Source organism: Acinetobacter sp. C13 (assembly GCF_016809775.1).
GTDB classification, from domain to species: domain Bacteria; phylum Pseudomonadota; class Gammaproteobacteria; order Pseudomonadales; family Moraxellaceae; genus Acinetobacter; species Acinetobacter pittii.
In genome coordinates, this window is record NZ_JAFBJL010000005.1 from 44,381 (window position 1) to 56,534 (window position 12,154).

Sequence of the window (12,154 nt, forward strand, 5' to 3'; positions counted from 1 at the left end):
ATCAAGTTAGGTCTTTTTTATGCGTATTTTTCAACGAATTCATCAAAAAATAAATTGGTCAGGGCGTCGTTATATGGCGGTATTACTTTGCGTTGTTGCTATTGCATATCTTGCATCTGCGATCTACCACACAGTAAAACCATTACCACAAGGGATTAACTTTAGTGGCAAGCTTAGACATGCCGATGTTAAATTTTTAGCAGACAAAACTTATCTTGATGCAAAAGGGCAACAGCAGGTTGATCAGCATATTTTTGATGAAATCTTGAAAATGATTGATGAGGCAAAAACCACGATTGTGGTCGATATGTTCTTGTTTAATTCTGAAGTGGGTGACTCAAAACTTAAGCAAAGACCATTAATGCAAGAGCTAACCGATGCATTAGTAAGTAAGAAAAGACAAAATCGCCAAATTCAGATCGTTATGATTACTGACCCGATTAACTCGGTATACGGTGGTATCAGCCCTGAACACTACCGTCAGTTACGTCAGGCAGGTGTTGATGTGATTGAAACGAATTTAGCCCCTTTGCGTGCTTCTAACCCATTCTGGTCAGGCTTCTGGTACATCTGCTGTCAAAATATTGGTAATAACCCTGAAAAGGGCTGGTTACCGAATCCATTCGGTGATGAAAAAATTACACTGCGCAGCTATTTAAACTTATTTAATTTTAAGGCCAATCACCGTAAGATTGTTGTGGTCGATACCGATGCTGGTTGGAAGTCATTGGTGACCTCAGCAAATCCACACGATGGTAGTTCTAGACACTCTAATGTCGCGTTGGTTGTAACAGGAGCAACAGCTGCTGATGTTCTTCAAACTGAAGCTGCAGTTGCACAAATGTCAGACAGTAGCTCTCCATCGCTCATTTTAGGTGACTTTGAAAAAGACGTTAGCAAGCCTCAAGTGCAGGTGTTAACTGAAGGCGCAATTTATCAATCTGTATTGAAATTGATTAATTCAGCGAAGCCGAAAGAGCATCTTGATTTAAGTATGTTCTATTTGTCTGAACGTAAGATTATTAAAGCTCTAAAAAGTGCTCAAGAACGAGGTGTTGTTGTTCGTGTTTTACTCGATCCAAATAAAGATGCGTTTGGTCGACAAAAGAATGGTATTCCAAACCGTCAGGTGGCTTCAGAGTTACATGCTACCGGTATTCCAATCCGTTGGTGTGATACTCATGGCGAGCAGAACCATAGCAAAATGATCTTGAAATATAATGCCCAACACGCTGAGTTGATTGTAGGATCTGCCAACTTTACGGCCCGTAATTTAAAAAATTACAACCTTGAAACGGATATGTTGGTCATTGGCAAAGTTCAAGATCAAGTTTTTAAAGATGCGCAAGATTACTTCAATACCTCGTGGTCAAACCTAAAAGATAGACAGATGAGCGTGGATTATGTGAAGTATGCTGATGAGTCTAAAGTGAAGTATTGGATTTATCGTTTTATGGAATGGTCAGGATTATCGACTTTCTAATTCTATTTTTTTATATAAACGTTGAGCCTATATGTTCACGACGGAGTCTTACTTAGTCTCACCCTAAAACTAGAGCTCATTCGTTACTTTGGTTTTGCCCAAAGTAACCAAAGGCATTTGTCATCCACAAAACCTGTTCAATATCTTCATTTAACCGATTTTATTGCAAATACAATATATTCATAAATTTCGGGCAGGTTGTGGATGACATTTAGCACAAGCGAATATTGGAAAATATTAATTTCTATATCACTTAGCCTACCCATCATTGAAATAATTTAAGGTGCAGGCGGAATCAATTGATCCAACGCTTTATCATCAAGTTTTTCGATTTCACTCAAATCCGTTTTAATTTTCCACTGCGACTCATCGTCAACAGGATTCGGCAAACGTGCTTCAAGCCAATCACAAACCACATCCGGAGAGAATTCAGGATGGTTACATTGAATAATCCATGATAAAAAATCTTTGGCTTCACCATTCATGTAAGGTGGCGGTGAAACAGGGAAGAATAATGTGGGTAGGCGTTCATTCGTCGATAGATAATTTAAAACATGACCTAGTTCTTGAACTGTTTGCCATGCAAGCACATGCTCTACGTCAATACTGAACTTAAACCACCAAGCATGTTCGCCATCTGCTCCATGAGCCATAATACGGGCTTCTTGTACACTTGGAACTTTGCAAAAAAATTGATGAAGACGCTCAAAACTGATTTCAGACACAGCAATTGACCTAGTTTGAAAAATGCTAATGGTAGCACAGATACAGATTCTTCATATTTTCTTTATAGTCATTACAAAGTTTAGCAATCAAAGCGGTTTTATTCATGGTTTCTCCTTGAGTCTCTTTTAATCTAGCTTCATATCAAGATTAAAAGGAAATAGGCCATGAAAAAGCCAATCGTTCTTGTACTTTCGACATTAATGTTAGGTATATCAGCTACCGCGATGGCCGATTCTGGACACCGTTGGAACAATGACCATGGTAAAAACTATGATCGATATGAGCATCGTGATGACCGCCGTCATGATTATCGTAATGATCACCGAGCGCCAGTTTGGTCAAATGCTGATCGTGGTAAGCATTATGGTAACTATGTTGCTTTTAAACGTGGTGAACGTATTCCTGCCCAATATCGCCATAGCCGCTATTATGTTTCGGACTGGAGAGCACACCGTTTATATGCGCCACCACGTGGATACCACTGGGTTAAAACCCCTAACCAATACTTATTAGTAGACTCAAGACACAACATTTACCGAGTTCGTTAAATGTAAAAATAAAAAGGCCTCAATAGTGAGGCCTTTTTCTATGCTAACTCGTCATCTTGCGGTTGAGGGGTTTTCAAATTATTAGAAGTTTTTGCATGTTTCTCTTTCATCACTGATGGGTAGTGCCATGAAGCAAATCGAACGACTAAAATAGATAAAGCTAAAATCAAAATTGAGCCCGTAATAATGACTTGATCGATATCCGCTTTATGATCATGTTGAATATCTGAAATGAGTAGACGGGTTAAGGCCGTAATCGCGACATAAATAAGAAAACGCACAGGCATATGATTGGTTTTAAAGTAAATTCCAACCATTGCTCCAAGCTCTAAGTAAATAAATAATAATAAAATATCATCAATTGAAGCATACTTTTTGACGGTCAGAATTTCAAAAACCGTATTGGCTGCCGACCATGCCACCATACACCCGATAATAAATAAGGCTAAATAATGAAAGGCTTCTACGGCGTAATGTCCGAAACGGTCGAGTATTCGTTCGTATTTTTTAGGATCAGGCATAATAAGATCTTTTGTTCACTTCGTAATGTTTAGAAATTAAACAAATTTTGTGCCAATGGAAATAGTAAATACAAAATAAAAAACGCCTGATTATTCAGGCGTTTTTATGAAGATTTAATTCAACTCAGGTAGTAAGGTGATATCCACTATAAATACAAAGACTATTTCAAATTTTTATATTGTTGAATGACATCTTCAAATACAATATGGCCTAAAAAGTTACCTGTACTCTTTACGGATTGTTCTTGTTCTATTGCATGCGCAAATTTAACCGCCGCCTCATTTTGTAATTGTTCATAAAGTCGTTTGCAGTTTGGAAATTGATCAATATCAATAACATTATGATATTTCAACCATCGTGCGATACCTGCGTAGTATCCGTCTACAAAAGACAATTGATCGCCCATTAGCCAAGTTTGATTTATCAGACTATTTTCTAAAGCGGTAAATGCTTTTTTAACTTGGACTGCTCCATATTCACGTAATGCTTGTTTATTACTTTCTGATGAAGAGTGTTCAAGACTATACCAGAGTGGGCTAAATGCATTGAATAAAGTCGTATTCAAAAAAGCTAGTTTCTGATTAAAGAGATTAAATTGTTCTGTTCCTTGTTCATAATGAAAAGCCGCATTCAGGCTTTTTGCCATGATATGGTTCAAGATAGCCATGCTTTCCGTTAAAACTTTACCATTATCGTAGAGCAGTGCAGGTGTTTCACCGACTGGATTAATTTGGCGGTACTCCTCGGTATTACACTGAGCCAGCATCTCGATTCTACAGAGCTGATAAGGTAAACCTGACCATTCCAAGGCAACAATTGAACCAAATGAGCAGCCAGAAGGAACGCCATAAAATAAAGTGAAAGTTGACATGATGATTACTCTTTTTTGATGTGTAAAATCATCATAAGTCGACAGAAAAGTTTCTAGTAGTCAGGTATTATGAAACTTATTGTCTACATATATGGACATTGAATAATGCTACTTAGACAAAACTTGAATGATGTTTATCTCTTTGTTGTTGCTGTAGAGCATCAAGGATTTTCTGCCGCAGCTAAACAGCTCAATTTACCTAAATCAACTATTAGTAAGCGTGTTGCAATATTAGAAAATAAGCTGGGCTTAACGTTAATTCATCGTAGTTCACGTAGTTTTGTCTTAAGCGAATCAGGGAGACTGTTTTATCAACATGCCAAAAATGCAGTAGATGAGTTTCGTTATGCAGAAGAAAATCTATTAATACAACAACAAGAACCAAGTGGTGTAGTCAGGCTCAGTGCTTCTGTGCACATTGCTCAGTATCTTTTATCTGATTGTTTGCCTGAACTTGCAGAACGTTATCCTAAGTTGTTATTACAAGTAGAGGTAACTGATCGTTACGTTGATGTTATGAGCGAAAACTTTGATATTGTGATCCGTAGTCATTTTCAACCACTGCCGGATTCTGGATTAATTCAACGTGTACTTAAAAATGACAAAATTATTGCTGTTGCAGCGTCTACATATTTAAAGAAAACGGCTCCTATACATACACCAGAAGATTTGCTTAAACACGAAGGTATATGGCCTGAATTGCAAATGAATCCATGGCATTTTCAAAATATAAATGGTCAGAAAGAGATAGTACGTCCAAACATCCGCTTTGTAGCAAATGAGTCAGAGATCTTAAAGGGGGCTGCAAAAAGGGGATTGGGTATTACGCTTTTACCTGAAACTTTTTGTATGAATGAACTATCTGAGGGTAGCCTAATTCATGTTTTGCCAGACTGGTCTGCTGGTAGCGTAACGACAAGTTTATTGATGCTGACAAGACGAGGGCTTTTACCCAGTGTCAATATTACTGCTGACTTCTTGGTTGAGAAATTAAAAACTTAAAGGTTATCTATCTTTTATGATTAGAAATAAAAAAACGCCTGATTATTCAGGCGTTTTTTATAAAGAACTTAATTAAGCTTGATTTGTAAAGTAATCTTCACTAAAGCCCATAATTAAGTCAGAACCAGCTTTGATTTTAGCAATACGCGCATCAATATCTGGCAAGATACGTTCAACGAAGTACTGAGCCAAAGCAAGTTTGTTCTGATAGAAATCACCAGACTTATCTTTAGCAGCGGCAGAAATTTTTGCAAACATGTATGAGAAGCTGAGTAAACCAACCGCATGTAAATAATCAACCGCAGCTGAGTTCGGGAACTCTACATTTTCAGCAGCTTGCTCAATAATAAACTGAGTGATTGCTTCAATTTCAGTTGCAGCATCTAAAGTTGCATCTTTAATGAAGTTCAAGTCAGTGTCTAGGTCATTTGCAAAGTCACGAATTTCAGTGATGTATTCAGCAATGAACGCACCGCCACATTTAATGGTTTTACGACCAATTAAATCTTGAGACTGAACGCCGTTGGTTCCTTCGTAGATTTGAGCAATACGAAGGTCACGAATACATTGTTCCATACCCCATTCACGGATGTAACCGTGGCCACCAAATACCATTTGAGCATCTAAAGTCGCTTGGAATGCTGTATCTGTGAGGTAAGCTTTTGCAATTGGAGTTAAAAGCGCAACACGGTCATTGGCTTTTTTCACTGCTGCTGCATCAGTTGAGAATTTAGTAATATCGAGTTGTTGACCTACATAGACTGCAAATGCACGAGATGCTTCATTATTGGCACGTACATTTAACAACATACGACGTACATCACCATGCACTAAAATACTGTCAGCAGGTTTATTTGGTGATTGAACACCAGCTGCACTGCGGCCTTGTAAACGGTCAGTCGCGTATTGAGCAGCATTTTGATAAGCAAATTCAGATGCACCTAAACCTTGAATACCCATTGATAAACGTTCGTAGTTCATCATCACGAACATTGCAGCAAGGCCTTCGTTTTCTTTACCAACGAGGTAACCTTTAGCTCCATCAAAGTTCATCACACAAGTTGCAGATGCTTTGATACCCATCTTATGTTCAATAGAACCTGGGCCAACATGGTTACGGTCGCCTAAAGAACCATCTTCATTTACAAGGTATTTCGGTACGATAAATAACGAGATACCACGTGAACCAGCAGGGGCATCTGGAGTTTTAGCAAGTACCAAGTGAATGATGTTTTCTGCTAAATCGTTGTCACCGCCAGTAATGAAAATTTTAGTACCTGTAATGTTATAAGTACCGTCTTCATTACGTTCTGCTTTAGTTTTGATAATCCCTAAGTCAGTACCTGCATGTGGCTCGGTTAAGCACATGGTACCTGACCATTCACCTGAATAAATCTTAGGTAAATAAGTTTCTTTTTGTTCTTGAGATGCGTAGCTGCTTAAAGCCATACCAGCACCTACTGAAAGTAGCGGGTAAAGCATGAAGGATGGGTTAGTCGCAAATAACATTTCATCAGAAAGAACGGTGAGCATTTTTGGCATGCCTTGACCGCCCCATTCTTCATCGGCACCTAATCCAATCCAACCACCTTCTGCATATTGACGAAATGCATCTTTAAAACCAGCTGGTGTGAATACTTCGCCGTTTTCATAGCGAGCACCTTCTTCGTCACCAGTACGGTTTAATGGATGAGTCACGTTCTGAGCAAATTTAGCCATTTCTTCTAAAATTGCTTCAGCTGTTGCAGCATCTACATGAGCGAGTTTCTCATTAGACTGCCAAAATTGTTCTGCTTTAAATACATCATTTAAGATGAATTTCATATCAGCTAAAGGAGCATTGTAAATTGGCATAATCGTTCACCTTTTTTGTGCACATTGGCCTGTGCTAGATATCCTGTAAAACGAAATGGATATGGAATTTAAAGTGTAAATTTATCATTGATTTTATAAAAAAAGGACCGTCAAAACTGAGCAGTCCTTTTTTGTTTTTTAACATTGCATATCGCAACTAACTATGGTTAGAAAGCGAAATGTTCAGCGTCTAATGACATTAATGGATCTAGACCACCAGCGATCACATCTACGTGAGAACGTACACGTGGCAAGATTTTCTTGAAGTAGAAACGAGCAGTAGTTACTTTCGCATTGTAGAAGTCAACATCGGTTGTACCTTCTGCCAATTTCTCTTGTGCTACAAGCGCCATACGAGCCCATAGGTAAGCTAAAGTGATATAACCTGCGAAGTATAGGTAATCTACAGCAGCAGCACCGACTTCATCTGGGTTTTGCATCGCACGCATACCGATTTGCATAGTAAGATCGCCCCATTCTTTGTTAAGCGCCGCAAGCGGTTCAACAAATTCTTTCATAGCAGCGTTGTCTTTGTTTGCTTCTACGAATTTATGGATGATCTTAGTGAAGTCACGTAGCATTGCACCTTGAGTTTGCAATACTTTACGACCTAACAAATCAAGTGCTTGAATTTCAGTTGTACCTTCATACAAGCAGGCAATACGTGTATCACGTACGATTTGCTCCATGCCATGCTCAGAAATAAAGCCATGACCACCGAAGACTTGTACACCGTGCTTAGCAGATTCAGAACCTGTTTCAGTTAAGAATGCTTTTGCAATTGGAGTCAATAAAGACAAGATGTTGTCAGCAAACTTACGCTCTTCTTCAGTTTCGCCTTTTTCAACGATATCTGCGTATTGAGCAAGTAAGTAAACAAGAGCACGACCGCCTTCAGCAAACGCTTTTTGAGTTAAAAGCATGTTACGAACAGCAGGGTGAACGATAATAGGATCTGCTTCTTTTTCTGGAGCTTTAGGACCAGAAAGTGAACGCATTGCTAAACGTTCTTTCGCGTAAGTTAACGCACCCTGGAAAGATGATTCAGACGCTGCTAAACCTTGAACAGCAGTACCAATACGTGCTGTGTTCATGAAGGTGAACATACAGTTCAAACCACGGTTTTCAGGTCCAATCAAGTAACCTTTAGCTTGGTCAAAGTTAATGACACAAGTTGCGTTACCATGAATACCCATTTTGTGTTCGATAGAACCACAACGTACCGCATTACGTTCGCCAATAGATCCATCTGCATTTACATTGAATTTAGGAACGATGAATAATGAGATACCTTTAGTACCTTTTGGTGCACCAGGTAGGCGAGCAAGAACGATATGGATGATGTTCTCAGCCATGTCATGTTCACCAGCAGAGATAAAGATTTTCTCGCCAGAGATTGCATAGCTACCATCAGCATTTGGTTCTGCTTTAGTACGGATAATACCCAAGTCTGAACCTGCATGAGACTCAGTTAAGCACATCGTACCTGTCCAAACACCTGAAACAAGGTTTGGTAAATAAGTATTTTTTTGTTCATCAGAACCGTGATGTTCTAACGTACGTACAGCTCCGTGAGACAAGCCAGGGTACATGCCCCATGCCCAGTTAGAGCTACCTACCATTTCAGAAATTGCGATACCTAAAGAGTTAGGTAAGGCCTGACCACCGTATTGTTCTTCTGCTGATAAAGACGGAAAGCCAAGTTCAATATATTTTTGATAAGCTTCTTTAAAACCTGTTGGAGTGGTAACTACGCCATCATTCCAAGTACAACCTTCGCGGTCGCCAACTTGGTTTAAAGGAGAAAGCTCATTTTCACAGAAGTCCGCCGCAGCTTCTAAATATTGATCAACCAATTCACGGCTTACGTTACCTTGGAAATCAGGTAATTTTGCATAGTGTTCTTCAGCATTTAATAATTCATGCAAAACGAATTGCATATCACGTAAGGGCGCTTTGTATTGTGGCATATCGGGTTCCTCAATACTGGTGAAACCAGAGTTATAATCTTAATCTATGATAATGTGCCATGAGGCACCTTGGACTATTACATCGTGCAACAACTTGCATAACTGCACAAGCACCTCAGGACCTTTACTTTGTGACTGCAAAGTCAAGAAAAAAATGCTTAAACTAGCTAAGTGCTTTGAGTGTAAACACTTTTGGTTATGTTTATATGATACAAATAGTCAAAATCGTAAACAGTTATGTACAAACAAAAAGGCGCCTATAGGCGCCTTTTTGTTTTATGATTTTTAGAATTATTTTGCTTGAACTGGTGCAGGAGCAGGAGCGTTAACTGGTGGTTGAGGACGCTTTGGTTCAAAACGAAGGTTACAAGTCCCTTCAAGTGTCTTATCTCCAACTTGAACACTTACGGGTTGTCCATTGGCCTTACCATCACATGCTTTTTGGATTTGTTCGAATCGAGCTTGACGTTCTGCGCGGTGCTGTTCCCATGCAGCTTTTTGTTCTGGAGTGAACTCACGGTGCTTCATACGGTGGTGACCCTCACGTGGGCCATCTTGCATCATTCCACGCTCTGGTTTAGGTGGTTGAGTTGTCGATTGACACGCAGCCAAACTTCCCATTGTTACAATTGCCGCACTGAATAATGCAATTTTTGCCGTCATTTTCATATTTAAAGCCTTTTAATGTTGTGTTTTCTGATGGCTTAAAGATTAGATAATAAAGATGTAGAAACAATGGAGAGTTTTTCTTTTCGTTGTTGGTTACAATGCAAAATATAGGGTAAAAATGAGAGAGTGCTTTTGAACGTTCTACGTGTTCCCATTGCATTACGGTTATTTTTGACAGTCTTGCTCACCACATTGCTTATTGCGACTGCAAGCTTGAGTGTTTTGCACTGGACCATGCAAAAGAACTTTGCCAAATACGTGGCTGACGTTGAAATGCAGAAACTAGACCGCCTCATTACCAATCTGGGTGACGTCTATACGGTGTATCATGATTGGGGGAATGCGATTCAGGCACAGATTTTACAAATTGAAGGAACCGCAGCTCCTGACGACTATGATCGTCTCTCGCAGTGGTGGCTTCGTCGTCAATATGACATTGCAATACAACAGCATTCTTTCGATGAACATGCCCTTATTAATATTTCACCGCAAGTTGCACCGACCAATAAAAATACTATTTTTAGTGATGAGGAATTAAGAGCACTTGAACAAAATTTACCTTCACAGTATCAACCGTTTGAAGGGCTAAGATTCCCTTTAAGCGCAAATCAGTTTCGCCCAAGTGATGATAAAAATAAATCAAAGAAGGGAAGCTTAAAAGATATTGAAACCCAAAATGGCAAGAAACGTTTTATTGCTTTACCAGACCGTTTAGGATTGAGTTCGCGTTTATCTCTATATGATGCACAGCACCAGTTTGTGGTAGGTGAACCGCCTTCATCAGATCAGATGTCATTTCGCCCAATTATTTTAAATAATAAAGTCGTGGGATATTTAGGTTTAAAGCCTGTTTTAGATAAAGAAGACGCTTTGAGTATTAATTTCTTTAGTAATCAAAAGCGTTATTTACTCTTAATCTATGCTTTAACCTTACTATCAAGTTTAGTTGCAGCACTGTTAATGGCGACTTATTTTAAAAAGCCAATTCAGCGTTTATTAAATGCAACCAATGAATTAACCAAAGGAAATTATCAACACCAAGTGGTCATTAAGCGAAATGATGAGCTAGGTGATTTATCAACCCAGTTGAACCATTTGGCAGAGATTTTACATCAGCATGAAGAGTCACGACGTCAATGGGTGGCAGATACTTCTCATGAATTAAAAACGCCGCTGGCTGTATTACAAGCACAAATTGAAGCGATGCAAGACGGGATTCGAAAAGCCACACCTGAACATTTAGATGCAATGATGCGTCAGGTTTCAAGCTTGAAAAAATTGACCCAAGACCTTGCAGACTTGGCGCAGGCAGATGCTCAGCAGCTTAAGTGTTATTTGAGCTCTGTAAATCCATGGGAAGTGGTACTACAAGAAGTTGAAAACTTTAAACCCAAACTTGAGCAGGCTGGTCTCGAAATTCAGGTTGAAGGAACAAGTTCTCCGCTATTATTAGACCGTGATCGGTTTAAACAGATTATTGTTAATTTAATTAGTAATAGTATTCGTTACACGGAAACAGGTGGAAAAATTCATATTCATACAAGTCAGACTCCTCAAGAGTGGACGTTATATGTCGATGATAGTCCTTATGGTTTAAGTGATGAGCAGTTATCCCGTTTAGGTGAACGTTTCTATCGCGTAGATGATTCGCGTACGCGTAGTACAGGTGGAACAGGGCTGGGCTTAGCTTTGTCTTGTAAGATTGCGCAGGCGCTTGGTGGTACACTCAGTTTTGAACATTCACCATTAGGTGGTTTACGTTGTGTACTTACTTTTAAAAAGCAGAGTTAAATATAAAAGGAAAAATATCTCATGAAACATGTGATGTTGGTTGAAGATGAAGTCGAATTAGCGCATTTGGTGCGTGATTATCTTGAAGCTGCCGGTTTTGAAGTAAGTATGTTTCATGATGGTCAAGATGCCTATGCGAGTTTCCAGCAACGTAAACCAAATTTGATGATTCTGGACTTAATGGTTCCACGAATGGATGGTTTAACGATTTGCCGTAAAGTTCGTGAACAATCAGATTTACCGATTATTATGGTCACTGCCCGTACCGAAGAAATTGACCGAGTATTAGGTCTTAACATGGGCGCTGACGATTATGTCTGTAAACCATTTAGTCCAAAAGAGTTGGTTGCCCGTGTACAAGCTGTTTTACGTCGTTTAGAGCGTAAGGCAGAGCCTGAGCAAAATGATTCTTTCCGAATTGATAAAGCACAACAAAGAATTTGGTATCAACAAAAATCATTGAGTTTAACACCAACCGAATTTCGCTTACTTGAGCTATTTTTAGAGCATGTGGGGCAAGTTTATTCACGTGCACAATTATTGGATCATATTAATCCAGATAGCTTCGATGTTGCCGATCGTGTGATTGACAGCCATATCAAAAATTTGCGACGAAAAATTAGTGAAGCAGCGGAAACTGGTAACCGCCATGAGTGGATTCAAGCAGTTTATGGCGTAGGTTATCGCTTCGAATATCCTGAAGAGTAAGTCTTCATAA

11 protein-coding genes are annotated in these 12,154 nt (G+C 39.2%); 5 read left to right on the top strand and 6 right to left on the bottom strand.

The window, feature by feature from the left end; genetic code table 11:
• The first annotated feature begins 19 nt into the window (after positions 1 to 19).
• Complete coding sequence (locus tag JGE69_RS14200; RefSeq protein WP_199113851.1) at positions 20 to 1,483, top strand: phospholipase D family protein; 1,464 nt, start codon at positions 20 to 22, stop codon at positions 1,481 to 1,483.
• A 278-nt stretch (positions 1,484 to 1,761) separates the two neighbouring features.
• Here JGE69_RS14200 and JGE69_RS14205 read toward each other — a convergent pair whose 3' ends face one another.
• Positions 1,762 to 2,208, bottom strand: coding sequence for a hypothetical protein (locus tag JGE69_RS14205; protein WP_068528956.1), 447 nt, complete (start codon positions 2,206 to 2,208; stop codon positions 1,762 to 1,764).
• A 165-nt stretch (positions 2,209 to 2,373) separates the two neighbouring features.
• Here JGE69_RS14205 and JGE69_RS14210 point away from each other — a divergent pair, with 165 nt between their 5' ends.
• Positions 2,374 to 2,757, top strand: coding sequence for an RcnB family protein (locus JGE69_RS14210; protein ID WP_005064209.1), 384 nt, complete (start codon positions 2,374 to 2,376; stop codon positions 2,755 to 2,757).
• A 38-nt stretch (positions 2,758 to 2,795) separates the two neighbouring features.
• Here JGE69_RS14210 and JGE69_RS14215 read toward each other — a convergent pair whose 3' ends face one another.
• A complete protein-coding gene (locus JGE69_RS14215; RefSeq protein ID WP_002116490.1) occupies positions 2,796 to 3,278 on the bottom strand; it encodes a phosphate-starvation-inducible protein PsiE in 483 nt (160 codons plus the stop codon).
• 161 nt (positions 3,279 to 3,439) lie between these two features.
• Positions 3,440 to 4,150: a glutathione S-transferase family protein gene (locus JGE69_RS14220; protein WP_199113852.1), complete on the bottom strand. Its 711-nt coding sequence runs from the start codon at positions 4,148 to 4,150 to the stop codon at positions 3,440 to 3,442.
• 123 nt (positions 4,151 to 4,273) lie between these two features.
• Here JGE69_RS14220 and JGE69_RS14225 point away from each other — a divergent pair, with 123 nt between their 5' ends.
• Positions 4,274 to 5,152, top strand: a complete 879-nt coding sequence (locus tag JGE69_RS14225) for a LysR substrate-binding domain-containing protein (RefSeq protein ID WP_199113987.1) — start codon at positions 4,274 to 4,276, stop codon at positions 5,150 to 5,152.
• 72 nt (positions 5,153 to 5,224) lie between these two features.
• Here the strand turns inward: JGE69_RS14225 and JGE69_RS14230 are convergent, their stop codons facing one another.
• The 3 genes from JGE69_RS14230 to JGE69_RS14240 all read right to left on the bottom strand — a co-directional run bounded on the left by JGE69_RS14230 (position 5,225) and on the right by JGE69_RS14240 (position 9,645).
• Complete coding sequence (locus JGE69_RS14230) at positions 5,225 to 7,006, bottom strand: acyl-CoA dehydrogenase C-terminal domain-containing protein (protein ID WP_199113853.1); 1,782 nt, start codon at positions 7,004 to 7,006, stop codon at positions 5,225 to 5,227.
• A gap of 167 nt (positions 7,007 to 7,173) precedes the next feature.
• A complete protein-coding gene (locus tag JGE69_RS14235; RefSeq protein WP_005804712.1) occupies positions 7,174 to 8,976 on the bottom strand; it encodes an acyl-CoA dehydrogenase C-terminal domain-containing protein in 1,803 nt (600 codons plus the stop codon).
• A 291-nt stretch (positions 8,977 to 9,267) separates the two neighbouring features.
• A complete protein-coding gene (locus JGE69_RS14240; protein ID WP_104075223.1) occupies positions 9,268 to 9,645 on the bottom strand; it encodes a hypothetical protein in 378 nt (125 codons plus the stop codon).
• Between the two features lie 132 nt (positions 9,646 to 9,777).
• Here JGE69_RS14240 and baeS point away from each other — a divergent pair, with 132 nt between their 5' ends.
• Both baeS and JGE69_RS14250 read left to right on the top strand, forming a co-directional pair.
• Positions 9,778 to 11,436 carry a sensor histidine kinase efflux regulator BaeS gene (gene baeS, locus JGE69_RS14245; RefSeq protein ID WP_005064224.1) on the top strand — a complete coding sequence of 553 codons (1,659 nt, stop codon included), beginning with the start codon at positions 9,778 to 9,780 and terminating at the stop codon, positions 11,434 to 11,436.
• A gap of 21 nt (positions 11,437 to 11,457) precedes the next feature.
• Positions 11,458 to 12,144 (top strand): response regulator, encoded by a 687-nt coding sequence (locus JGE69_RS14250; RefSeq protein WP_002116101.1) that lies wholly within the window; start codon positions 11,458 to 11,460, stop codon positions 12,142 to 12,144.
• Positions 12,145 to 12,154 lie beyond the last annotated feature (10 nt).

What these genes read in the sequence shown, in the direction of transcription:
- JGE69_RS14200 (WP_199113851.1), top strand. Translation starts at nt 20, where the DNA reads ATGCGTATTTTTCAACGAATTCATCAAAAAATAAATTGGTCAGGGCGT.
- JGE69_RS14230 (WP_199113853.1), bottom strand. Translation starts at nt 7,006, where the DNA reads ATGCCAATTTACAATGCTCCTTTAGCTGATATGAAATTCATCTTAAAT.
- JGE69_RS14220 (WP_199113852.1), bottom strand. Translation starts at nt 4,150, where the DNA reads ATGTCAACTTTCACTTTATTTTATGGCGTTCCTTCTGGCTGCTCATTT.
- JGE69_RS14210 (WP_005064209.1), top strand. Translation starts at nt 2,374, where the DNA reads ATGAAAAAGCCAATCGTTCTTGTACTTTCGACATTAATGTTAGGTATA.
- JGE69_RS14235 (WP_005804712.1), bottom strand. Translation starts at nt 8,976, where the DNA reads ATGCCACAATACAAAGCGCCCTTACGTGATATGCAATTCGTTTTGCAT.
- JGE69_RS14215 (WP_002116490.1), bottom strand. Translation starts at nt 3,278, where the DNA reads ATGCCTGATCCTAAAAAATACGAACGAATACTCGACCGTTTCGGACAT.
- JGE69_RS14240 (WP_104075223.1), bottom strand. Translation starts at nt 9,645, where the DNA reads ATGAAAATGACGGCAAAAATTGCATTATTCAGTGCGGCAATTGTAACA.
- JGE69_RS14250 (WP_002116101.1), top strand. Translation starts at nt 11,458, where the DNA reads ATGAAACATGTGATGTTGGTTGAAGATGAAGTCGAATTAGCGCATTTG.